The sequence below is a fragment of the Candidatus Avelusimicrobium aviculae genome, assembly GCF_949292495.1.
In the GTDB taxonomy this organism is placed as follows: Bacteria; Elusimicrobiota; Elusimicrobia; order Elusimicrobiales; family Elusimicrobiaceae; genus Avelusimicrobium; species Avelusimicrobium aviculae.
This window is the reverse complement of the sequence record NZ_CASEZB010000015.1, coordinates 19,604-42,766: the sequence shown is the minus strand read 5'-3', so window position 1 is coordinate 42,766 and position 23,163 is coordinate 19,604. Positions and strand designations below refer to the sequence as shown.

27 protein-coding genes and 1 tRNA gene are annotated in these 23,163 nt (G+C 43.4%); 7 read left to right on the top strand and 21 right to left on the bottom strand.

All coding sequences use genetic code 11. From position 1 onward, the window contains the following. Window positions 1–173: 173 nt before the first annotated feature. Complete coding sequence (locus ACQY33_RS03400) at window positions 174–1,379, bottom strand: aminopeptidase (RefSeq protein WP_428073949.1); 1,206 nt, start codon at window positions 1,377–1,379, stop codon at window positions 174–176. Between the two features lie 58 nt (window positions 1,380–1,437). Here ACQY33_RS03400 and ACQY33_RS03395 point away from each other — a divergent pair, with 58 nt between their 5' ends. Further along, a complete protein-coding gene (locus ACQY33_RS03395; RefSeq protein ID WP_428073947.1) occupies window positions 1,438–2,196 on the top strand; it encodes a hypothetical protein in 759 nt (252 codons plus the stop codon). A gap of 40 nt (window positions 2,197–2,236) precedes the next feature. Here the strand turns inward: ACQY33_RS03395 and zupT are convergent, their stop codons facing one another. Then, window positions 2,237–3,010 (bottom strand): zinc transporter ZupT, encoded by a 774-nt coding sequence (gene zupT, locus ACQY33_RS03390; protein WP_428073945.1) that lies wholly within the window; start codon window positions 3,008–3,010, stop codon window positions 2,237–2,239. Window positions 3,011–3,060: 50 nt separating this feature from the next. Here zupT and ACQY33_RS03385 point away from each other — a divergent pair, with 50 nt between their 5' ends. Then, window positions 3,061–4,368: an ATP-dependent DNA helicase gene (locus ACQY33_RS03385; RefSeq protein WP_428073943.1), complete on the top strand. Its 1,308-nt coding sequence runs from the start codon at window positions 3,061–3,063 to the stop codon at window positions 4,366–4,368. A 55-nt stretch (window positions 4,369–4,423) separates the two neighbouring features. On the opposite strand, the gene ACQY33_RS03380 is transcribed toward ACQY33_RS03385, so the two are convergent. The 3 genes from ACQY33_RS03380 to ACQY33_RS03370 form a co-directional block, all read right to left on the bottom strand. Next, a complete protein-coding gene (locus ACQY33_RS03380; RefSeq protein ID WP_428073941.1) occupies window positions 4,424–4,933 on the bottom strand; it encodes a type IV pilin protein in 510 nt (169 codons plus the stop codon). Between the two features lie 114 nt (window positions 4,934–5,047). Then, the gene (locus ACQY33_RS03375) at window positions 5,048–6,262 is read right to left on the bottom strand and encodes an iron-containing alcohol dehydrogenase (protein ID WP_428073939.1); all 1,215 of its coding nucleotides are present in this window, start codon (window positions 6,260–6,262) and stop codon (window positions 5,048–5,050) included. 149 nt (window positions 6,263–6,411) lie between these two features. Continuing rightward, entirely contained in the window at window positions 6,412–7,137 is a 726-nt protein-coding gene (locus ACQY33_RS03370) for a hypothetical protein (RefSeq protein WP_428073937.1), read from the bottom strand. 125 nt (window positions 7,138–7,262) lie between these two features. Here ACQY33_RS03370 and ACQY33_RS03365 point away from each other — a divergent pair, with 125 nt between their 5' ends. Then, the gene (locus ACQY33_RS03365) at window positions 7,263–7,517 is read left to right on the top strand and encodes a hypothetical protein (RefSeq protein ID WP_428073935.1); all 255 of its coding nucleotides are present in this window, start codon (window positions 7,263–7,265) and stop codon (window positions 7,515–7,517) included. A 46-nt stretch (window positions 7,518–7,563) separates the two neighbouring features. Here the strand turns inward: ACQY33_RS03365 and ACQY33_RS03360 are convergent, their stop codons facing one another. Continuing rightward, window positions 7,564–8,322: a hypothetical protein gene (locus ACQY33_RS03360; RefSeq protein ID WP_428073933.1), complete on the bottom strand. Its 759-nt coding sequence runs from the start codon at window positions 8,320–8,322 to the stop codon at window positions 7,564–7,566. Window positions 8,323–8,499: 177 nt separating this feature from the next. Here ACQY33_RS03360 and ACQY33_RS03355 point away from each other — a divergent pair. Next, a tRNA-Ser gene (locus tag ACQY33_RS03355) sits at window positions 8,500–8,586 on the top strand. Window positions 8,587–8,784: 198 nt separating this feature from the next. Further along, window positions 8,785–9,474 carry a hypothetical protein gene (locus tag ACQY33_RS03350; protein WP_428073931.1) on the top strand — a complete coding sequence of 230 codons (690 nt, stop codon included), beginning with the start codon at window positions 8,785–8,787 and terminating at the stop codon, window positions 9,472–9,474. A 17-nt stretch (window positions 9,475–9,491) separates the two neighbouring features. Here ACQY33_RS03350 and ACQY33_RS03345 read toward each other — a convergent pair whose 3' ends face one another. From ACQY33_RS03345 to ACQY33_RS03310, 8 genes are all read right to left on the bottom strand, one after another. Continuing rightward, window positions 9,492–10,238: a DnaB-like helicase C-terminal domain-containing protein gene (locus ACQY33_RS03345; RefSeq protein ID WP_428073929.1), complete on the bottom strand. Its 747-nt coding sequence runs from the start codon at window positions 10,236–10,238 to the stop codon at window positions 9,492–9,494. Window positions 10,239–10,266: 28 nt separating this feature from the next. Then, entirely contained in the window at window positions 10,267–11,877 is a 1,611-nt protein-coding gene (locus tag ACQY33_RS03340; protein ID WP_428073927.1) for a recombinase family protein, read from the bottom strand. Continuing rightward, window positions 11,867–12,271 carry a DUF2924 domain-containing protein gene (locus ACQY33_RS03335; RefSeq protein WP_428073925.1) on the bottom strand — a complete coding sequence of 135 codons (405 nt, stop codon included), beginning with the start codon at window positions 12,269–12,271 and terminating at the stop codon, window positions 11,867–11,869. Before ACQY33_RS03335 ends, ACQY33_RS03340 begins: the two co-directional genes overlap by 11 nt. A 46-nt stretch (window positions 12,272–12,317) precedes the next feature. Beyond that, window positions 12,318–13,238 (bottom strand): helix-turn-helix transcriptional regulator, encoded by a 921-nt coding sequence (locus ACQY33_RS03330; RefSeq protein WP_428073923.1) that lies wholly within the window; start codon window positions 13,236–13,238, stop codon window positions 12,318–12,320. Further along, complete coding sequence (locus tag ACQY33_RS03325; protein ID WP_428073921.1) at window positions 13,216–14,457, bottom strand: PD-(D/E)XK nuclease family protein; 1,242 nt, start codon at window positions 14,455–14,457, stop codon at window positions 13,216–13,218. Before ACQY33_RS03325 ends, ACQY33_RS03330 begins: the two co-directional genes overlap by 23 nt. A gap of 305 nt (window positions 14,458–14,762) precedes the next feature. Further along, on the bottom strand, window positions 14,763–15,062 hold the full coding sequence (locus ACQY33_RS03320) for a DUF5681 domain-containing protein (RefSeq protein ID WP_428059685.1): 300 nt from the start codon (window positions 15,060–15,062) through the stop codon (window positions 14,763–14,765). Beyond that, window positions 15,059–16,309, bottom strand: a complete 1,251-nt coding sequence (locus tag ACQY33_RS03315; RefSeq protein ID WP_428073919.1) for a site-specific DNA-methyltransferase — start codon at window positions 16,307–16,309, stop codon at window positions 15,059–15,061. The genes ACQY33_RS03320 and ACQY33_RS03315 overlap by 4 nt, the downstream gene beginning before the upstream one ends. A 68-nt stretch (window positions 16,310–16,377) precedes the next feature. Next, entirely contained in the window at window positions 16,378–17,139 is a 762-nt protein-coding gene (locus ACQY33_RS03310) for a hypothetical protein (protein WP_428073917.1), read from the bottom strand. A gap of 31 nt (window positions 17,140–17,170) precedes the next feature. Here ACQY33_RS03310 and ACQY33_RS03305 point away from each other — a divergent pair, with 31 nt between their 5' ends. Both ACQY33_RS03305 and ACQY33_RS03300 read left to right on the top strand, forming a co-directional pair. Then, complete coding sequence (locus tag ACQY33_RS03305; protein ID WP_428073915.1) at window positions 17,171–17,998, top strand: macro domain-containing protein; 828 nt, start codon at window positions 17,171–17,173, stop codon at window positions 17,996–17,998. A 1-nt stretch (window position 17,999) separates the two neighbouring features. Beyond that, complete coding sequence (locus ACQY33_RS03300; protein WP_428073913.1) at window positions 18,000–18,527, top strand: TIR domain-containing protein; 528 nt, start codon at window positions 18,000–18,002, stop codon at window positions 18,525–18,527. 148 nt (window positions 18,528–18,675) lie between these two features. On the opposite strand, the gene ACQY33_RS03295 is transcribed toward ACQY33_RS03300, so the two are convergent. From ACQY33_RS03295 to ACQY33_RS03265, 7 genes are all read right to left on the bottom strand, one after another. Further along, window positions 18,676–19,338 carry a flavodoxin gene (locus ACQY33_RS03295; RefSeq protein WP_428073911.1) on the bottom strand — a complete coding sequence of 221 codons (663 nt, stop codon included), beginning with the start codon at window positions 19,336–19,338 and terminating at the stop codon, window positions 18,676–18,678. After that, window positions 19,332–20,030 carry a DUF4405 domain-containing protein gene (locus ACQY33_RS03290; RefSeq protein ID WP_428073909.1) on the bottom strand — a complete coding sequence of 233 codons (699 nt, stop codon included), beginning with the start codon at window positions 20,028–20,030 and terminating at the stop codon, window positions 19,332–19,334. Before ACQY33_RS03290 ends, ACQY33_RS03295 begins: the two co-directional genes overlap by 7 nt. 30 nt (window positions 20,031–20,060) lie before the next feature. Beyond that, on the bottom strand, window positions 20,061–20,681 hold the full coding sequence (locus tag ACQY33_RS03285) for a flavodoxin (RefSeq protein ID WP_428073907.1): 621 nt from the start codon (window positions 20,679–20,681) through the stop codon (window positions 20,061–20,063). 43 nt (window positions 20,682–20,724) lie between these two features. Beyond that, entirely contained in the window at window positions 20,725–21,129 is a 405-nt protein-coding gene (locus ACQY33_RS03280) for a cupin domain-containing protein (protein ID WP_428073905.1), read from the bottom strand. Between the two features lie 123 nt (window positions 21,130–21,252). Further along, on the bottom strand, window positions 21,253–21,978 hold the full coding sequence (locus tag ACQY33_RS03275; RefSeq protein ID WP_428073903.1) for a carboxymuconolactone decarboxylase family protein: 726 nt from the start codon (window positions 21,976–21,978) through the stop codon (window positions 21,253–21,255). Between the two features lie 168 nt (window positions 21,979–22,146). After that, window positions 22,147–22,686 carry a flavodoxin family protein gene (locus ACQY33_RS03270; RefSeq protein WP_428073901.1) on the bottom strand — a complete coding sequence of 180 codons (540 nt, stop codon included), beginning with the start codon at window positions 22,684–22,686 and terminating at the stop codon, window positions 22,147–22,149. Window positions 22,687–22,694: 8 nt separating this feature from the next. Beyond that, window positions 22,695–23,072, bottom strand: a complete 378-nt coding sequence (locus ACQY33_RS03265) for a MerR family transcriptional regulator (protein ID WP_428073899.1) — start codon at window positions 23,070–23,072, stop codon at window positions 22,695–22,697. Between the last annotated feature and the right edge of the window lie 91 nt (window positions 23,073–23,163).

Below are 23,163 nucleotides of genomic sequence, written 5' to 3'. Positions count from 1 at the left end.
GTATCGGCAGTGATAAACGCAGTGACTTAATTTGGTAAGTTCCATATTGAGATGGTACTAAATATGAAGATTTGGGGATACACACTCCATCCCTCGGGCTTACGCCCGGGGTTTATTGTGAGCAGTAGTTATAAAAACCCCTTATTTTATAAGGGGTTTTGTTTTATTTACACTTAGTATTTAAACTGACCTTTTTCATATACTGTTATTATTTTGCCGTTCTTTAACCGGGCTTGCACCAATTTGTCTTCCGTATTAATTAAATCCCAATGCAGGGCGGAAGAGTTAAAACCCAGTTTCTTTTTTAACTCAGGCGTTAAACGGGAAACATTGCCACTGTAGGTATCCGCGTAACTGGCGCCCACCGCCACATGGCAGTTGCCGTACTTACCGCCGAAGTTTTCATCATATAAAATATCCGCCATAAACTTGGTAATTTTGGAAAAGCGCCTGTCCGTTAAAGAAAATTCCCCAATTTGGCAGGCGCCCTCGTCCATCGCCAGCATTTTACGCACAAAATTCTGCCCCTGCTGGGCGGTGGCTTTTACAGCGCGGCCGTTTTTAAATTCCAGCTTAATGCCTTTAACATAGTTGCCGCTGCGGTAAGAGGATAAATCCGCAAAGTACACCCCGCGCGTGCCGCGCCAATCCGGCGAAGTAAAAATTTCAAACGAGGGAATATTGCACCCGCCGCCCGATACAAAACGGCGTTTTTCCCCCAGCAACACTTCAAAATCCATATGGGCGGACTGTACGCGGAACGTTTCCACCGGCAGGGAGGACAGCCACTTGGCTATTTCTTCCATTTGGGAGGTTACTTCCCGCCATTTCTTGACCGGGTCCTTCTCGTTTAAAAAGCAGGCGCGCGCAATTTGGGCCGCATATTCCTTTACGCTGAGCCCGGCGCGTTTGGCCAGCTCCGGCGTGGGGTAATTGCACAATGTCCAGGAAAAAAGCCCTTTTTGTTCGCGCGCGTCTAAGATTTCCCTAAGGGGTTTGCGCGCTACGGCCGCTTTGGCCAAGCGGGAAGGATCCGTATTTTTTAGGCTGGTCAAATCCGCAGGGGCGCGCAGAGAAATCAGGCCGTTCACCCCCTGCTGCAGCTCCTTATCCCACGGGGAAACAAAAGTTAATTGTTTATCATCCCCCAACGTGTAAAACAAGCGGGCAAACTCTTCCGGATTATCCTGCCGAACCACCACATGAAATTTGTTTTCCAACATTTTCTTGTAAAGGCTTTGCGCCAAAGGCAGGGCCAAAGGCTCATAACGAAGCAACACCACATCATATGGTTTAAATTTTCCGTTGCGGCGGGCCGTTTGCAGGGCCCAAAGCATTACATCGGCGTATTTATCGGTTTGGGTTTTGGTTAAAAACATTGGTTTCCCCCTCTGTAATTATAATGTTATAATACAAAAAAAGACACCGGGAGAAAATATGAAGAAATTTGTTTTATCCTTTTTACTTGCCTGTACGGTGCTGCCTTTATGGGCTGACGTTTCCCCCAAACCGGAAATGCAATTTACTTTTATTTACAATACGGCTGACAAGTCCCCTATTGCGCCGGACGCCAGCGAACAAATCCAATGCGAAGACAACCAATGCATGGACCCCAAACCCTTAGGCACATATGGACTGCAAAAATTATATTGTTCGGCGGATAAATGCTTCTCCATTGCATATGGCTACGCGCATTACCAAAAATTAATTATCGGTTTTGAAGACGGCACAAAAAAAGAAAGCAATATTTTCAAAACACCGGCCGCTTTACGCTCCAGTTTTAACGTATATGTAAACCCGGATAATTTAGAAGTGCAGCTTTCCCCCGTACAAAAGCCTTACAGCAATTTGGTAAGAAGAGACGCTTGGGCTTCTTTATTAATTATCCTGTTGCTGGAACTGGCCGCCGCGTGGGCTTCTATTTCCTATATGCACAAACCGCTGCGTATTTTATACGCCGTGGCGGGAGCCAATATACTTAGCATGTTTGCCACGTGGTTTTTTTTGGCGGGGTATATACGGGAAACAGCGTTCTTGTGGATATTCTGCCTGTTGTTTGAAAGCGTGTTTATTTGGGCGTTTAACCGCAAATACCTTACGTTGACCAATGCGTTTAATCTAAGCTTAGCCACCAATGTTACCAGCTATTCCTTGGGAATGATGATTTCCTTCTGGATAGCCCCCTGGCTGTTTTAACCCATAAAAACCCCGCTTAAAAAGCGGGGTTTTTATTATATTAAAAACACTCAAGCGAAACAGCCATCACCATCATCCCAGCCACAACCCCCCAAATCACTTGGTGTCCGTCCCCATATTCATGGGCGGTGGGAAGCAGCTCGTCCAGCGCGATATATACCATAATCCCGCTGATAAGCGCAAACATCACGCCAAAAGCGGCTTCGTTAAGTAAAGAACGCAAAAGCAAAAAGCCGATTAGCGCCCCCACCGGCTCCGCCAACCCGGAAAGGGCACTATACCAAAACGCTTTGCCGCGCCGGCCCGTGGCGTGATATACAGGCAGTGCGACAGCCACCCCTTCCGGTATATTGTGTATTCCCACCGCCACGGCAATAGAAATACCCAAAGAAGTATTCTCCATAGACGCCATAAACGTAGCCAACCCTTCCGGGAAGTTATGCGCCGCCAATGCAAGCGCCGTAAAAATTCCCAAATGTTTTAACTTGGCGGATTTATCCAAAGTGTGTTCCTCTACATGGTGGGAAGGAAGCAGCGTGTCTATCAGCCATGCCAGCACAATGCCCGCAAAAAACAGGCCCACTCCCGTCCAGCCCGCCATGCGCGCGCCATATAAGGCAGAGAGTGCTTCTTTGGCTTGGGGTAAAAGTTCCATAAAAGAAACATAAATCATCACCCCGGCGGAAAAGCCTAGTCCTAAAGACAAAACCCGCAAGTTTTCTTTTTTGATGACAAACGCCAACCCCCCGCCGATAGCCGTGGCCGCGCCCGCCAAAAAACTTAAAAATAAAGCCTGTAATACTTGACTATTCATACGTATACTATACTAAAAATAAGTTTTTACCAAAAAGATATAATACCTGTATGTCAGCAAACACCGATATTATTGTAACCGATGAATTTAAAGACGCCCTGGCCCTGCTGGAAAACCGCCCCGCCATTAAGCCGCTTATTTTTATAACCGGCCGCGCGGGTACCGGAAAAACCACGTTACTGAAATATTTTTCCACCCATACCACGCGCAATTTGGTGGTACTAGCCACTACCGGCCTGGCGGCCATTAACGTGCGCGGGCAAACGGTACACTCTTTTTTTAGGCTTAAGCCGGGTAATTTGCTGGATGTGGAAAATTTAAAGCCCCTTCCGCGCAAAACAGTGGACGCGCTGGATTCCATTATCATTGATGAAGCTTCCATGCTGCGCGCAGACTTGCTGGACGCGGTAGACTACATTTTGCGCATTTCCACCCATTTAGATGAACCCTTTGGCGGGAAGCAATTAATTTTATTTGGGGATTTATACCAGCTCCCCCCGGTGGAAGAAAAACCTTCCGGCGGGTTGTTTGATTATTTCCGCTCCGTCTATAAGAGTCCCTATTTTTTTGAGGCCCGGGTCTGCCGACGCCTGCCTACCGCCGTATTTGAACTAAAGCGCATCTTCCGCCAACAGGCTGACCCGGCCTTTGCTCAACTGCTTAACAAAATACGCGAAGAAACCATCACTCAGCCTGAACTGGACACCCTGCTTAACACCCGCAAAACAACCGCTCAACCGGAAAATGCAGAAGGCAGCATTATTTTAGCCCCCACCAACCGGGAGGCTTCTACACGCAATAACTTCTATTTATCCAGCCTGCCCGGGCAAGAATTCACTTACGAAGCGCAAATAGTGGACGCGTTTAAAACAAAAACCCCTCCGGCGGAGCAGAGTCTGCGCCTAAAGCAAGGAGCCAAAATTATGATGCTGGTTAATGATGACAACTGGGTGAACGGAGACATCGGCACCGTATACGCTTTGGGGCCGGATTTTATTAAAGTGGAATTAAAAGGCAATATTTACACGGTGGAACCGCATATTTGGGAAGACATTAAATATGAGTTCAACCCCCTTACCCAAAAGCTGGAACCCAAAGTGCAAGGATTTTTTAAACAATATCCGTTAAAGCTGGCCTGGGCCATTACCATACACAAATCCCAAGGGCTTACGTTTGACAGTATTTATTTGGATATCGGCCGCGGCGCTTTTGCCCCCGGGCAAACCTATGTGGCTCTGAGCCGCTGCCGCACGCTGGAAGGAGTACATTTAAAAAAAGATATTACCGTGCAAGATGTATATTGCGACCCGCGCGTAAAAGCCTTCTTTCACTACGTGCATACCAACCGCCCGCTGTAACTTAAAATAAAAACCCCGTATGTACGGGGTTTTTATCATAAAAGCGGCCTTACAACTAATTAGCGCACCAACCGGCAGTTCCATCACTACAGCAGGCAGATACCGGTGTATCTATGCCGCAAAAATCAGCGCACAAATCTTTTCCCGCATCATTTACGGCGTGACATATAATGTGTCTTTGGGTGTAATGCCGATATAAATAATATTTATACTGCAAATCTTCCCCGGCGGAAACACGGTCAGCAGAAACGCCGGGCTCCCCCAATACAATATAAAATCCGTTTTCACTGGTTCCGGCAACAGCATCCCCTTTCGTATAAAAACTGTTCCCACTCACATTTTTAAGAGCGATATCCAATCCTTCCAAAGAAGAGGCATACCTGTTTGTTTGCATATATTTACGTTGTTGGGCCTGTACTAGCGTATTTATCATATTCACCGCTTCCGTCATGCGGGATCTTTCCACTGCTTTAAAATATTGCGGAATCGCCATAGCAGCTAATATACCTATAATCAATACCACAACCAACAACTCTATTAAGGTAAACCCTTTATTGGGGGACATGAATTTCCTCCTAATCTAATTATATGGATTTATGATACTAAAAACCATAAAACGAGATAGCAATAAAATAAAACCCCGGCTTAACAGCCGGGGTTTTTTAGCATAAACGAACAATTATTTGTTGTACGGGGTGAGCGATTCCGTATAAATGGCGCGCACGGCTTCTTTATCCGCCTTGGTGGGGGCAATGCCCAACAACCCGCCTAAGGAAGGCGTATTGAAAGCCAAGTCTACCAATTTGTCCACATCGGAAGCTTTGAAACCTTCATCTTCCAGCTTATGGGTGGAACCCACGGAGAACAGCCATTTTTCCACGCCTTTGGCTACGGCCTGCGCTTCCGCCGCGTCTCCTTTCAAACCGGGCACGATGGGAGCCAATACGTCCGCCAAAGTGGCAGGGCGGGCCGCGTAAATATTTTTAAGCACAGCCGGCAGCAACATGGCCAACCCCAAGCCGTGGGTCAGGTTCGGGTTTACGCCGGAAAGCGGGTGCTCCAACGCGTGCGTATAGTGCAAGAGGCCGTTATCAAAGCTGATACCGGCAATTAAAGCCGCATACGCCAAGAAATAGCGGGCTTCCAAGTTGGACGGATCTTTCAAAGCCACCGGCAAATATTCGTGCACCAATTTCACCACGGAAATAGCCAGGTCAATAGCATACGGGGAAGCCACCAGTGTGGTGGACGCTTCCACCACGTGGTTTACCGCGTCAATAGACACGTAGCGGGTTTGGTCCTCAGACAGGCCGGTCATCAAAGCCGGGTCGTCAATGGAATAGAGCGGGTAAATGCAATCGTAAGCAATGGCCGGTTTGAAGTTCTTTTCTTCAATGCTTACCACGGCAAAGCGGTTGGCTTCAGAGCCGGTTCCGTGGGTCAGGTTGATGGCGATAATCGGGGCGGCTTCGGTAGGAGTGAAAGTAAACTCGTAGAGTTCTTCCGCCGTTTTGCCCGGGTTCTTCATCAAAATGGCCACGCTTTTGCCCGCGTCAATAGCCGATCCGCCGCCAATGGCCAACATGGCCTTGGCGCCAAAATCAGCCGCCATTTTGGCCGCTTCGTTTACATGGTGCGTATTGGGGTTGGGGGTTACTTTGTCATAATGGACATAAGTAATGCCGTTATCGGCAAAGGCTTTGGTTACATGATCCCACGCGCCGGTTTTTTTATAGGCGCCGCGGCCCGTCATTACAATCAGTTTATCCAATCCGCGCGCTTTTAAATCTTTACAAATATCCCCTATTTTGGCTATGGCCCCCACTCCAAAATAAACGGTGGTGCGGCTGCGGATTTCGCGTACTTCGTTAATATTAATGTCTTTTTCCCACATATAAACCCTCCTAAAAATATGCGACTGCCTTCCTAATTACTATAACATTTTGCAGCCCCGCGTAAAAGACCCAGCAGGCCCTTGCAAAACCAAACTTTTCCGCTAAGAACCCGGGGCGTTCAACCCCGGGAAATTAAGCGGCAATATTGCTAATAACCAAATGGTTCTAAGAAACGGCGGTAGGAAGCCTCGTCCCCGCCGCTGGCTTGGCGGGCCTGCTCTTCCAAATACGCTTTGGGAGATTTTCCGCCCAAGGCGGCAGAGGGCTGTTGGGCGTTGGCCCCAGCTTTAACCAATAACTGATAGGCGGAGGACTTTTGCTGTTTGGCGGCTAAATCAATAGGGCGAAGGCCGTTGTCGTCAGCCAAATCCGGGTTGCCTTTTTGCAAGGCAAGGCCTTCCAAAAGCATGGAAAACACATTGCTGTCTCCCACAGTGGCTAACAATAAATAAGGGGAATTTTTGCCGTCTTTTACCCGCGGGTTTACATTGGCCCCGGCTTTAATCAGGTAAGCTATGCGCGCAAAACCCGCGCGGCGTTGGTTGGCCTGGGCTTCGCGCTCAGATTGGCGATCAGCGCTTCCGCCGTCCAATAAAATAAATTTGGCGCCCACATTTTCCACCGCCACCATTAACGCCGTACGTCCGCCCTCAAAACTAAAAGCGTTGACGTCCGCCCCGCGCCGGATAAGCGCCTCCAACTCTTGCCAGCTAAAAGCCTTGTTGCTGTTAATCAGAGCGACAAACTCTTCCTGTGCCGCGGCCGCCCCATCTTGCTGGGCCTGCTGCACACGGCCGGAAAGCACCTCACTCAACCCGGCCGCCTGCACAGGGAATACCCCCAATAAAAAAACCAATGTAAATAAAATTTTCATAGGTCTGTTTCCTTATAACATGTACGCTTTATATTATTAAGTATAGTAAAAAAAAAGTTTTTAACAAGGCAGACTAATTATTTATAACACTTTGCAAACACAGCCAATTATGTAAAAATATATATATGGTTAAAAATACCACCAAAGAAACAACCGTTATTGAGCCGGAAATTTTGGACGAAAAAGGCCAAGTAATCCATAAACCGGCCGACCACGCCCGCCCCAAAGGGGACAACGGCGGCTTTTTTGGCGGCCTACTGGTGCTGGCTTTTGGTTTTTTAATGACACTGCTTGTGGGTATTTTTACCGTATGCGTAATACTGCCGCTTATGCTAATTGGCAAAATTTTAGGTTTTCAAATACATACTTTTCGCAAATAAAAAAGCCCCGGTTAAACCGGGGCTTTTTAATAACAGCGGGCTATGATTAGAAATATAAAATCTTAAAGCCCAGCATTAATTCCCAATCCTGCGAGTATTTATTCCCCGCCAAATGCCACCCGCCGCGGATATAGGCCGACGTGCCCACATTAATCATGGTACCCAATTCAAACTCACCAATCAGTTCCGCCTCGGATTTATTTACATAATCCACCGTGTAGCGGGGGTCAAACTCAAACCACCAGTGGTTGGGGGATACATAACCCAAGATCATGCGGTAGCGGCTTTCGTTAATGTCTTCCCGGCCGGAGCTGCCCGCAAAAGAAAAAATATGGCGGTATTCCGTTTCCACAAAGAAACGCGGGCTTAACTTCCACACTAAAAATATTTCCGGCTCGACCACCCATTTGCCGTCACCCAAATCCCGGTGGGTAGCGGTGGGCATTACCAGTTCGGACCCAACCCCATAAGAAAACACTTTATCCGGGGAGTATTGGGTATAATACCCGGCTACCATAATATCCCCCAAGCCTTTTTGGGTGTAATCCCCGTCCGACATACGCAAAACAGGAATTTCGGACTGGAACTTCCAGTTTTTATTTAATTTAAAAGAAGGCTTTATTTCCACCGTAGCCACTGTTTTGTTGGCGCTGTCATCTTTGGCTTTAAAGCGGGGTTTAATTTCCAAAGAAGTAATGTTTTCCGTAGGCAAAATCCCCCGTACGTATACCTCATCCTGCACATAGGCAAAGGCAGGGGCATACAGGCTGGCAAACAAAACCAACCCCATTAATTTTTTCAACATACAAGCTCCTATTCAATGAATATACTGTGATACACTAATATAAGAGATAAAGGCAGTTTGAATATTGTAGCAAAAGAGCGTTTTGGCTTTCAAACCAAGCTTTTTAAAAGCAATTATGCCAAAGGCAAATTAATTTGATATAATAATTAAGTACTTCTTATACCACACACCGTTTTTGGAGAGGTGGCCGAGTGGTTTAAGGCACAGTCCTGGAAAGACTGCATACGGGAAACCGTATCGAGAGTTCGAATCTCTCCCTCTCCGTATCTTTTTTATAACTTTTAGAGCAAACTCCCCGACGGAAAAATTATCCGTCGGGGAGTTTTTCGTTATTCCACTAAAATTTGCTCTAAATAGGGCTGCGTGGGCAAAATAACGGGGAAACGGCTTTCCCATGCTCTGTTTGCCAAAAAAGAAGTGAAATTTGGGAGAAATTAAGCTGTAATTGTTATAATGCTCATTATGAATAAAGAACAAATGATGAGCTGTTTTTCTATTATGCGCAACCGCATAGCAGTCAATGCCTTATCTCTTGGGGCACTTGTTAATCCCCAGAATACATTTCAAGTAAAATCTTATGAAATAGATGAAAGTAGTCGAATTTTTGCGATTCCTGAAGATTTTTCAGTTCTAAAACCTTATTTTCGGGATGTATTGGTTAATGCTGCCATTAGAAATGGAATCGAAGATTTTGAATATCTTTTATGTTGTATTTATATCTATCTTTCTCAACAAACGCAAAAAGAAGTTCCCCAAGAAGATATTAGCAGATTTTCAAGAGAAACTTTCCATAACAAATTACTAAAAATAGACAAATTATTGGATGGGAAATTAACACCCCATTTAGATATTTGGAAAAATATCCAATATATTCGTAATGCTATCACTCATCATGGGGGTAATATGGTAAAAGAAGATGTTGTTTTATATATTCCCACTCCGCAGTTTGACATGAAGATAACCCACGAAAATGCACCAGATCCTATTACAAGAGAAAAACACGTTAATCTGCAAATAGAAATCATTCCTAAATTTATTACAAAAAAATTAAAAAAGAATGAGCGGATAGAATTCTCGGATAAAGAAATTAACGGGTTATTAGTGGGACTCTATAATTCAATTGAATGGCTCCAAAAAATTGTAATAGGTTAAAAAATTTCTGAATATCTTCAACCAATATATCCACTGTCTTTATCAAATGGAATTTGTAGTGTATTGGACTTATGCTCTGCCGTGCAAACGGACAGCTTGATCGTATTGTTAGCGTTTCCATATAAGAAAATAATTTTATCTTCTTTTTGTATATCTATTATTGGGAGTCTAATGTCGGATAAGGCTGGTTGAATGTTGCCCTCGTGACGTTTGCATTGTATAGTAACTATAATAGCAATTTGCAGGTCGTGGGCCAATTTTCTCAGTTTTGCCAATATACGGTTTGTTTCGGTTTGAGCTTCTTTAATTAACTGGAAATAATCTATAGCTACGACTTTGACTATTGTGCCTGTTTGGGATAATTCTTTATATAGTCGGTAGGTTTGCTGGCAAATTCTATCAATATGAATAGCGGCTGTATCATCAATGTATAACGGAGATTTCTGCAAATTATCTAATGTCGGCAGAATAAGCCGTTTGTGTTGTTCCTGGGAAAAGTAACCGTTTCTCAAAAGTTCAATTTTTACCTTACTTATTTTGGCTACTAAGCGTTCATATAGACTGTTCCTTCCCATTTCTATAGAGAAAATGGCCGTCGGAATATGCTGCGACACGGCAGTGTGTGCCACCACATTTGTCAGGAAAGCCGTTTTTCCTTGCCCGGGTTTGGAGGCTACAAAGGTCAGCTTGCCTGGTTCTAAGCCGCCAATGATAGCATCTAATGACTGGATTCCCGTAGGGATAAAATATTTATTTGTATACATATTGCCTCCTTTTTTATAGTTTAAATAATCATTGCGACAGCCTTCGGTCGTTTTTTAGCTTCAGTAAATCTTTGACGCTTAAAACCTCTTTTGAAACGCCGGATAGGATATTCAAAATGGTTTTAGCGGGTAAAAAGGATATTTCTAATAGCCGGGATATATAGCTGTCAGTACAACCTTCTTGCTTTGCTAATTCTAAGATAGAAGAAGCCTGACCGGAGAATAGTTTTTCCCTCAAGGCATAACTTTGGCAAATAATTCGTACCAAGGGCACTCTGGGAGAATTGGGAGCCGGGCATTGTTCGCCTAAAATTATCTTTTTCCCTTTGCAAGCCCGTCTGATTTGGAAAGGATATTCAAAACTTTCAAGCGAATCTGCGGAGATAAGTTTAAACGAGCGTTTTTCCGCTAAAGAGAGTAAAATTTCTCTGATTTGGGCGAGGGATACGGTCAATCTTAACGTATTGGGAAATAAATCAACTCTTGCAACGAGTAATCTTCTTGTTTCAGTAGGTAGGGATAGCTGTGGGAGTTGCTTTTTAATGTCTTGTTGTAAAGATATGTGGATGTTTGATAACAGCGGGGTTAAAAATGCCGGAGAAGTTAACAGTTCTTTTAATCGTTGGGTAACAAAATTTTCTAACTCTCCGGCGGGAACTTGTGTAATAATCCCTAGTTTTTCTCTTTCCTGCTTAATCATGGCTTGGCTGGTATAATATCGTCTTTTCTTGCTGCCGGATCCACTGGCTTTTGGGCTCATGCGGTTTCCGTTATCGTCAAACAGTTTGCCGGCTAAAAAGCTGGGGTGCGTGTCATGCCGTACACGATTTACCTGGTGGTCAGAAATAATTTGCTGGACGGAAGCGAAAAGCTCTGTGGTGACTAACGCTTGATGCAGGCCCGGATACCAAATCCCTTTATGCCCAACTTCCCCAATATAAACCCGGTTGGATAGGATGCGATGCAGGTTAATCTTGGTGAAGGGCTTACCCAAAGAGGTTTGAATATTATTTTCCCGGACCCAATCCAATAGTTTCCCTACGCTTTTTAATGAATGATATTGTTTGAACAAAGATTTTAATATAGCGGCTTGTTGTGGGTGGGGGATGAGTTTCTTGTCCTTGCGTTCGTAGCCAAAAGGGGGATATCCGCCCATCCACATTCCCTTCTTTTTGCTGGCGGCGTATTTGTCCCGGATGCGTTCCGCCGTTACTTCTCGTTCAAATTGTGCAAAAGATAACAGCATATTAAGCGTTAAGCGGCCCATGCTGGTTGTAGTATTAAAGTGTTGTGTAATAGACACAAAAGACGCTTGGTGGGCGTCGAGCACTTCTATAATTTTGCTGAAATCCATTAAACTGCGGGTTAAACGGTCTATTTTGTAGACGACGATAATATCAATTTTTCCCGTTTTTACATCTGAGAGTAATTGTTGCAGAGCCGGGCGTTCCAATGTGCCTCCGGAATATCCTCCGTCGTCATAAGCCGTTGGAATCAGAATCCAATTCTCCGATTTTTGGCTTTTAATATACGCTTCACAGGCCTCCCGTTGGGCTTGCAGGCTGTTAAAGTCCTGTTCTAGGCCTTCTTCGGATGATTTTCGCGTATAAATGGCGCATCGAATAGGTTTATTTATCATTTTTTACTCCAAAGAATACTTTCCCATTCCATTGTTTGCCTGTGATTTCCCGGGCGATAGCGGATAAACTCTTATAGGTTTGGCCATTATATAAATAGCCGTTTGAAACGACTTCCACTTTATGCTGAATGCCTTTATAAGAGCGCACAAAGCAAGCCCCTTCGGGAAAGGTTTTTTCTTGGGGGCGGTTTATTGTGTCTTGTTCTAGGTTTTTCTGTGCTTGGGCGAGTCGTCTGAAGAAATGCTTCGGATTGATTTTATTTTCGTAGGCTTGTTTATACCACGTTATATATCTAATCAGCAAGGATTTCCTCAAATTGGGCATCGGTTCTTTAATATACTTGGCCCAGATTTTAACCAGTTGCTCGTTTGTCAGCGTTTTGAGTTGTTGCATATTCCCTCCCACGTATATTACCGCTTACGTGGGAGAGATAGTCAAGTTAATTCTGTTGAAGATATTTCTGCAGCATACCGTGTAGCGTATGTTTTAGGGATAGGGGTTCCACAATGCGAATATTCGGAAGCCAAGGCATAAGCGGCAGCAAAACTTCTTCATCTTGGGAAATGGTGGTTTCGAGGGTTATGCTGCCGTCTTTGGCTTTGGTTATGATTTTTTGCCTGGGGAAATAATCCCGTTTTTCAAAATAGGGGGCAATATCGGCCTTAATAGCCAAAACCACGCGTTTTTGGGTCTGTTCGTTAAAAAATACGTTTGTGCTTGATTTTAAGGCGTTTAACGCTGTTTTAGAGGGGGTAAATCGTTCTTGCGTATTGCGGATATCCAAAATACGGTCTAAACGCAGAGTTTTTATTTGTTTTCGGCTATTTAGGCCTAATATATACCAAAATCCATTGGAATATACTAATTTTAACGGTTCTAGGTAGTAATTTAGTTTTTTAGAAGGATCTGCCGCAAAAGTTAAATACACCGCCGTATGGGTAGTTACGGCTTGTTCCAATGCTTGGGTAATAGGGGATTTGGCGTATGGCGTGGCCGAAATTTGGAAGTAATAAGGCGCGTTTTCCAAAGGACGCATAAGCCGTTGGTTTAGATGAGAAATTACATTCTCAAATTTAGCTCCGAACGGCCTAGCCAATTCTAAAAGTAACACGAGCGCGGAAAGTTCTTCCTTGGATAATTGTAATTTTTTTAGGGAAAAGCCTTCCGTAAAACTATAAGTTCCCGGTTTAACTTTATAGAGCGGGATTCCGGCCGCTTCCAAATTAAGGATGTCCCGTTGAATGGTCCGTACGGTTACGCCCAGTTCTTCCGCTTCGCGGGGAATATCAATATTCCCGCCGTCCAATACGTTAAGCAGGTAAATGGTACGGGTTAATTTATTGAGCGTTTTCTCTTTCATAGTCCTGTTGGAGTTGTTTCATAATTTCTTCAATTTGAGCAACAAGTTCGGGATATTCGTTATTTAGCCATTGATCTAAATTATTTTTAAATTGATTTTCTATTTCTTCATTTGTCGCATTTTGTAATTTCTCATATTGTAATAACTTGTAAGAATAAATAGTAGTCCATTTATTGCCCGATTTTTGATACTTGGAAGTGTTTGGTAATTTTGCTAATAATTTTTGTTTCATTTGTTCTTGTTCTTTGTTGTTAGTAGGGCCTACAATGAGTTTAATGTTTACCTCTTTATTATTATTGAGAACTTCAAAAAGAACTAAATCGGTACAACCTTTCAGCCAAATACCATCGTCGACTTGCATACAAGTATATTCTTCCCAAGAACGAGGAGAAAAGTTAAAGTAGCATTTGCTCTCTCGATAGGCTTGAACTGGGATATTTCCTTTTTTAAATTCTCCTTTTAAGATGTTGCCAATTTTTGCTTGGAAGTCCATTTTGTATTCCAGAATAGTTTCAATCGCTTCTTTGTGTTCTTGATATAATTTTGAGCATAACTCTTGAATCTTTTTATCTTCCATAGTGATATCCCTCTGTATAAGTTGTTGATATTGTAATAGTAAAGAATGTACTTGGGGGGCCATTCTTGGAATACTGATTAGTAAGTTATCTATCAAACTAACGATATCTTTGTACGATAAGAGGATAACTGCATTATCAGCTTCTTGTGGCTCTGCTCCTCCGGGGGTTAGATATATCAAACAATTTAATTTATGTGGAAATTGTTGTCCCATGTATTTGGCATATTTTGGTAGTTGGCCTATAGCATCTTTAGTATCAATTTTATTTTCGATACCAATAACGAAACTATCTCCCTCAATTAAGATATCAATGCGTCCGGTTTTTGTATCGCTTTCTGTTGTGACGTTAATTCCTGTAGGGTTTAGTTTAGAAATATTTAGTAGAGCATTCGTTCGCTTATCTTCCGGTAGGGAATCTAACAATTGTAAAAGTAAAATTTTGATGGGGGTTACGCTTAGTCCGTGGTTTGCTTTCGGATTAAATAACCAAGCTAACATCGCGGAATGACGTATCTCTTGACGATTTAAATTAAGGATGGAAAAGATGTTAAATTCCTGTAACTTACTTTCTAAAATAGCTAAATTGCGATCTTTGAGGAAACTACATAGTTTAACAAGCTCCTCTTGGTGTTTTTGATTCATACAACCTCCCTTTTAAAGAGTATAACTCTATTAAACGACAAAGGTTGGTCGTTTTTATCAAAAAGAGGGTATAAAAAAGCGACGACCGCACTTTGAGGGTGATCAAACGCTCAGAAATGGGTCATCGCCGCCATGCCCATTTGGGCACAGCAAAACCATGACCTCATCTTGGTTTGATCACCATTTAGACGTTTAATCGTCTAAATCGTTGCCTTTACGGCTCCAAAACGAGTCATACAAATTTGGTACTACAATTCTATTAAAACAAATTCGGACAGAAACGACAAATTTCTGTCCGAATAATTTTAGAAAGCAAATTCTCCTTCTGTTTCATTTGGCATAAATTGAATCAGTATTTTGGCTACTTTGATATTTCCTTTTAATGCCTCATTTACCCAAAGGCGGCCTAGGGCTTGTTTAACTGAAATTTCGGAGATTTCTTTTCCCTCTTTGACTATAATCGTACGGTTCATCTCCTCCCGAATTATGGCGTGCATACTCTTTCGCCCTATTGGGCGTCCGCGGGGATTTCCTGATTGTCCGGGCTTGAATTGAAATTCTTTTGGCGGATGCCCCGGCCCTACTTTGTAAATATGTAATTTCATACAAGTACCTCCTTAAATTTAGCTTTTTGACCAGTTAACTGTTCAAATCGGTATAGAATGACGTCGCAATAGTGGGGATCAATTTCTATCATATAGCCTTTACGATTAGTTCTTTCGCAAGCAAGAAGAGTGGAGCCGCTCCCTGCGAAGCAATCCAAAACGATGTCTCCAATATTACTCACGTCTAAAATAGCGTCTGCAATCATTCCTACGGGTTTGACTGTCGGATGGAATTTTAAATCATTTCGATTTACGGGATTAGAAACCCGTACTCCGGGGTAGCTCCACACATTTGTTCTGTTCCGTCCGTATTTTCCTAAATCGATGTTATTAATATGAGAAGCATTTCCGTTTTTGAACAAGAAGAAAAATTCATGCTGTGAACGATACAAAGACCCCATTCCTCCACATTGTTTATCCCATACGCAGATGTTTTTCAATGCACTATAGGCTTTACCTGCGGTAGTTATTTCGGTAATATGTCGCCAGTCCATACATACAAAGTGAAGGGATCCGTCTTTTGAGAATTGAATTAAATTCTTAAAAGTTTGGGAGAGAAAATGAGTAAATTCCTGAGAACTCATTTCTCCATGAGCCATTGCAAAATCTTTATGCTTGTATTTGCCGTTTCCGCAGATATGTCCATCTGTTTTGACGTTAAACGGCGCGTCAGTAAATACCATATCGGCTTTTTTATTGCCCAGTAATTCCCGATAACTGGCGGGTTCAAGCGCATTTCCACAAAACAACAGATGCTTTCCTAGGCTCCACAACTCGCCCGGTTTAACTCGTTTTGGAATGTTTGAAGAAAGATCAAGAGCTTCTTCGTGCGGAGTATTTATTTCAGGCAGGCATAATAAATCAATATCTGGAGTTGAAAAACCTGTCACATTGATGTTCATCTCATTTTGGTATAAGATTAAATCTTGGAATTCCAGTTTTAAGGCTTCTTTATTCCAACAACTTTGCTCAGCAATACGATTGTCTGCTATCCGAAAAGCTTTTGACTCTAGGGGAGAGAGATGTTCAATTTTTACTGTTGGAACCGTCTTTAGGTTTAGTTTCGTAGCTGCTAACACGCGTCCGTGTCCTGCCAAGATAAAATTATCTTTATCGATTAGTACCGGATTATTGAAACCAAACGCTTTAATGCTTCTTGCCAATAACTCTATTTGTTTGGGAGGATGAATACGCGTATTCCTAGAATAGGATTTGAGCGTTTCTATAGGTGTATTTTCGATTTTCATATTTATCTCCTTACTGAGAATATAATCTAGCTTATCCAATAAAGAGACAAATAACGAGGACACGAAAATTATTTTTTCTGTCCTTTTATTTCAAAGAGGGAATCAATAATTTTTTGAGTGCGGTACGCTCTTTTTGTTAAGGTATCCGCATTTTTCGTCTGAACAGTTTTATAAAGAGCTTTGTGTTTTTTTGCCTTATTCCACGTTTCAAAATAATTGTAACGTGGCGTCTTTTGGGCGGCTAATTGTATATTAATGGGATCTATTGTAATAGATTCCTGGTTGGGAAAAAGTTGTAGATTCTCTTCTATTTCTTTCCTATGCTTGTTTAAATAAGAAATAATACTTGAGAATTTAACCTGATGATTAATAGTAATAGTGAGCGCAGAAAGCTGATCTTGCGCATAAGATATTTGTATTGGGGGGAAAGGCGATTCTATTGTATTACAACAAATAATTTGAAAAAGATGATTTGCAATTAATGGATGAATTCGGATTACCCCTTTATTTTGTGCTTTTATAAGCATCCAATGTAATTTTAAAGCCTTGCTTTTTAGCCCGCCTTTTGTGAATTCTGTTGGTGCATCTTTAGTAAAATGGCACGAAAAACCCTGTGTAGGAATGCCATACTGCTTTCTACAATCTTTAACAAACTGTTGAAAATCCTTATTATGAACAATGGCTTGGGCTATAAGAATTAATTCCTCCGGTATTTTCTGATAACCAGCAGGATAGGTTTTAAGACTTCTCTTACTAGTTACCACTTTATAACCAGGGTGATTCTTTGCCTCTGTTGTTGATAACCTGTGTAGGATAAATTTAATTTGCATAAAAATAATCTAAAATAAATATAATATGCTTATGTATTATTTTAAACAATTTATTAAATGGTTGTTATCATTTTTTACTGTAATTGGTGTGATTTGTGCTTTGCATGAATTTATCGGTTTAACATCTTGGAAAGTTCCTAATTGTATCCAAGAGAATATTTTACTGTTCTCTATTATTATTTCTACCATATATTGGTATCAGAACAACAAACAAAAACTTAAAATTACAAAGAAAATTAATGCTAATCGAACAAAATTAACCATTATGTTTGGGGATTTATTTACCCAAACTGGTTGGAAAGTTATTGGAGTAAATGAATATTTTGATAATAAAGTTGATAATTCTCATGTCGCAGAAAAGTCTTTACATGGACAGGTACTCTCTAACTACTGGAAAAACAATGAAGAACAATGGTATAGAGAAGTTATTGAACAAGCTAATAAACAGAATATTGCACTTCCAAGTGTAAATCGAAAATCAGGAAAGAATATAAAATTTCCTATAGGGACAGTGATTCCAATTCAACAGGCTAATAATAGATTCTTATTTGTTTCACTTTCTCACACAAATATAAATTCGCTGGAAGCATATTCTTCAATAGAAAGTTTATTTATTTCTGTTCAAAAAGTATATCAATCCGCACGAAGCGTTTGCGCCAGCGAACCTCTTAATATTCCTTTGCTGGGGGCAGGTTTGTCACGTACTGGTTTATCTGTATATGTAATTATTGATATTATTATCTTGCTTGCTATTGAGGAAACAAAAAAACGGGGCATTACACAAGAAATTAATATTATTATACCTAAGCATTTACAGAATGAAATTGATTTAGATGTTATAGAAAAATCTTGGAGATAGTATGGCGTATAGAAATGGTACCTATGTTGCTTTTGACGCTTTAGGAGAAACGAATCCTTGCAATTCAGATTTTAAACATTTTGCTTTAATCAAAGCTTGGACTGAAAACGATAATATAGATTTTTCTTTTGTCGATAGTCATGAGAAAACCTATGCAGTTCAAGATACGAGTTTATTAAGTACTCTAAAAAAGAGTATTCAAGAGCGTTTGCGAAACTCTAAACAAATGCTGGTTATTTTAAGCCCAAATACACGATTGGAAGGAAGTATGCTATCATACGAAATAGAACAGGCTGTTGACATATATCATCTTCCGCTCATTATTGTATATACTGGTATAGAAAAGATTGCGGGTGTAATTCCTTCATGGAGATGGCCTAATTCTTTAAGAAAAAGAATTAGAGAAGATCGGAGTGTTCGTGCTATCCATATTCCCTATCTTCAGATTCCCATTCAATGGGCACTTAAGCAATTCAGTATTCATGACGCTATGCCTCAAAGTCCAGAGGAGTATTATACTGCTTATTGATTCCCTGTTTCTCCCTGTTATGCAGGGAAGGAGCGCTAATGAACAAAAGAGCATTTGGCTAGGGAAATTCAGCTCTCCGCCATTTAAAAAGCCCTTGGTTTTACCCAAGGGCTTTTTATTTACTCAAATTTCTCATGAAGCGCAAGACTCAATGAAACTGTTCCCCCACTAAAACCTCTTTCTCTGGGGAAGCCTGCAAGCCGTTTAACCATGTTACAATTTTATTATCCACCGCGCTATTATAAGAGGCGTCTAAATTATTAAACGCCGCCCCCGCCAGTAATTGGGCGTTTTTAGCTTTGGAGCGCACGTCTTTAAAAAAAGCGCCGTAATTGCTGCCCTGGGTGGAAAAAAAGGCCACCGGTTTGCCTTTAAAATCCGCCCGCTGCAAAAAAGCCAGCACAGGCGTAGCCGCCGTATACCACCATACCGGGGAACCCACAAAAACCGTATCATAAGCGCTCACGTCCGGCAACGGCTCCTGCAAGGAGGGGTACTCCCCTTTGGCCAGCTGTCTTTTAACAAGCAAAGCAAACCACGGCACTTTGCTAAACGGTTTTTGGGTTTGTATTTCATACAGCTCCCCGCCGGTGTAGTGCTGTATGCGCCGGGCCACTTCCTGCGTGTTGCCGGTTTTGGAATAATAGATAATTAAAACTTTTCCCAAAGACGCGCTGTACGGCACGTTTTGCCCCATGTACGGGGCCATTTCCTTTTGGTTTCTGGCGGCCACTTTACGCAAATGGACTATTCCGCCCGCCGCGCTGACTAGGGCGATAATAAGAATAATGCCCAATATAATTTTTAGCATGCTGAACTCTCCTTTTTATTCTTTTTTGAGGAAGCCTTTTTGCCCAGCCACCCAAACAACCCGCTAGATACATAATAAGAAACCGCCGCATACAAACACCATATGGCAAAATGGTCCCAAATAAAACTACACAAACTAACGCCTTCCCAACTGCTAAACGCGCGCCGCAACACCAGTTTAGACCCTATATGCCAGACAAAAGAAGCTTTCACTCCATACAAAACCAAGCAAAGCATAAACAGGCCAAACGCCCACTGGCCCCATTTTCCCAGCCGCCGGCCCAGCCAGCCGGTAATCATACTGCCGTGTAAGCCTAAATGGACACCCGCCAAAATAAAGCCCCAATAAGCGGCCGCCGTATGCCAGCGGCGGGCCGTCCAACCGCCGGAAACAGGCAGAAAATCAAACACATCGCGCGAGATAAGCACCCCGCTTATGAACATTCCTCCCATAGCCGCCAGCAAGAACAAATTAATTACCGTCCATACACCGCGGTACAAGGTATAGGGGCCGCGGAATAAATTTTTATACCAAGCCCAGTTTAATATATTATGGACTATAAACAAAGCCCCCAGCAACGCGCCTATAATTTCATGCGCCAAATTACCGGTGCCATGATGCGCCAAGGCCAACAGAAAGAGGGCGCTCATCAGCGCGTCCACCAGAATTTTCAGGAAAATTTTGTGCCGCATACAGCGCCCTCCTTGCTATAAATAATCTATTTATTTAAGGCCTAATTGGGTTAACCAAGCCTGTAATTCTTTTTGCGGGGCGCCTGAAGAACGCCCGGCAAACGCCACGGGGGAAAGCAGCTTCGCCCCGGGCAGCTGACGCTGCAAATCCCGCCCGCAGTTTTGCATTCCGCCGCCGCCGTGGGTAAAAAATCCGGCCACTTGTTTTCCCTCCCAATTATATTGGGACAGGAAGGACGACACCGCCGGGGCCACCGTCCCCCACCAGTTTGGGGAACCGATAAATACAACATCGTATTGTGCCATATTTTCCACCCGGCCGGAAAGCTGCGGCTTAAAGCCGGCTTTTATTTCCCGTTGGGCCTGGTCCACCAAGTCCCCATAAGCGGAAGGGTATGTTTCCACCGTGTTGATTTCAAACAAATCCGCCCCCAGGGCCGCGGCTATTTGCCCCGCTACCGCTTTTGTATTGCCGGAATAAGAATAATACGCCACTAATATTTTTTTACCGTTAGAGGCCTCCACCTTTGTTTCCTGTGAAACCGCCGCCGCGCCGCCGGCCTGCTCCGCCTCCGCGGGCGCTTTTGCGCACGCCGCAACGCCTAACAGGATCGCCCCGCCGCATAATACACTGCAAATATTTTTTCTCATTCTATTGACTCCTTTCATTACCTAAACACAAATTTTTAAAAATTTATTTATATTCTTTATCGCTCACCGGTTCCAGCCAAGCGGTAGAACCGTTTTTATGGGCATTGGTTTCCAAAGAAATATGCACAAACCAACTGTCCGGCGCGGCCCCGTGCCAATGTTCCACGTCCGGCGAAATAAGCACCACGTCTCCTTTTTTAAGCGTTCTTATTTCTTTTCCTCTTTCTTGGTAACGCCCTTCCCCGTTAAGCACCAGCAAAATCTGTCCGCCGTCATGTTTGTGCCAATGGGTGCGCGCGCCGGGCTCAAACGTAACATTGCCGATAGGCGCCTGAAACACTTCGTCTTTAGGGTTTAACATATTTAAATACGTGGTACCGGTAAAAAATTTACCGTAAGGGTTTACTTCTCCTTGCATAAAAATAGTATCAATGGGTGACTTTTTCATTTGGTTTTTCTCCTTATTATTTGCCTGCACAACCCCAACACCTATCACAAATAGTATAACTGCCGCTAAAGCCGCCTTTTTCATGAAAAAACACATGCGTCCTCCTTTGTAAAAAATCCGGGCTTAGTCTGCCTCTTTGCGGGAGGCCAATACCTGTTCAAACACTTTCTGAGCGTTGGCGGCAATTTGGCGGCCCAGCTGGTTTTGCAAAACCGCTATAATGCCTCGCATTTCCGGCTCCGTAACGCCCACGTTCATCGCCATGCCCATGTGGGCTTGCAACTGCGGGTTAACATTGCCTAACGCGCCCACCGCGGAAACAGTGGCAATCTCCCTGTCTTTAAAAGAGAGCACCCCCCTGGCAAAAATATCGGCAAACAAATGCTCCTTTAAAAAGGTGTCCGTGCCTTGGATAAACACTGGCGGGCGGGAAGGCAAAGAAGAAGCGGTAAGCACCTCTAAATTTTTCTTTCCCAACTCATATTTGTCCGCACCCTCAGGTAACGCCTGCGGGGCGGGGCCGTTTTCATCCTTTAAGCCTTTTTCAGCCCGCGCTTTTACTACGCTTTCCAACACGCCGGCCGCGTTTAAACAGCGGGGAAAACCGGTATACGCATACAGCTGCAAGGTAACTTCTTTTAATTCGTTAATGCTCAGCTTGGCGTTTAAAGCCTCATTGTAAGCGGCGGATAATTTCTCCAAATCGCCCACGGCAGCCAGCGCCGCCACGGCGGACACGGCCTCTTGTTTTTGTGTTAAACTTGTTGTCATATGCTCCTCTTTGGCGGATACCGCCGCCGGCAGCCACACCGCGCAGGCTAATATCCATAAAATTTTAACGGCTTTCATGTATCCTCCCTGCATTAAAACGCCAAAACAAATCCTTTCGGCATTTTGGCCCCGCCAACCCGGGGCCTGCACCAAACAGTATAAACCCTGGAGTTAGCTCCAAGTCAAGCGTTTTTTCTAAAAACCGGGTTACAAAGATTTTTAGGCGCTCTTTTGGCGGGGTTTACTTTAGCAGTTTTTTCCGGCTTGATACGCTTCCCGCCAGGCCGGAGTGTTTGTTACTTCTCCCGCCTGCCAGGCGCCCACCCCGTAAATAACGGCTTTTTCTTGGGAGTTTTCCAAACAATCCTCGGTAAACCCGCGCAGGGCTTCCAGCGTGCGGCGCAGGTTCTTTTTTTCGGTATCGGCGGCAGTCAAAATAAAATAAAAATCTTTGCCGGATATTTCCGTATAACGCGGAACGGTGCGGTCTATAAACGTTTTAAGCTGCCCGTCCATAGAATAAAAATAAACAGGCGTGGCTAACACAATCACGTCCGCCTCAACCAGCTTATCCAGCACAGGGGCCATATCGTCTTTTTGCACGCAGCGGTGCGTATTGTTGCACACCCCGCAGCCCAAACAATAATGAATATTCTTATCCCGAAGGGAAATTTTCTCCACGTCGTGCCCGGCCTCCCGCGCGCCGGAAATAAACCGCTCACACAAAGAATCGGAATTGCCTCCCTTTCTGGGGCTGGCGGAAATAACTAATACTTTTTTCTTCATAATTTCCTCTATTGCAATAATTTTTTCTCACACGCCACAATGCGCTCTTCATATACTTCCACCTTATAATTTAGGCGCTTTAACACCTGCTGCATTTGTTTAATGCGGGCTTGTAATTTGTCCCGCTCGTCAATAAGCAACTGTTTGCGCTGTTTTAAGGTGCGGTTTCCTTTGCGGTAAAGCGCCACGTAGCGCATCAGCGTTTCAATGGATAAGCCCGCGCCGCGCATACATTTAATAAATTCCACCCAGCCGCAGTCCTCCTCGGAATAATCCCGCACGCCGCTTTCCTTGCGTCCCACAGGCGGGATAAGGCCCACTTTTTCGTAATAACGCAGGGTGTCGGCCGGAAGGCCGTATTTTTCACTCACTTCAGATATGGTCATAAAGGCGCCTCCTTACCAAATTATTATAGTACTTGGAGTTAACTCTAAGTCAAGCCTAAAAAAACGCCCGTAACCATTTACGGGCAAAAAA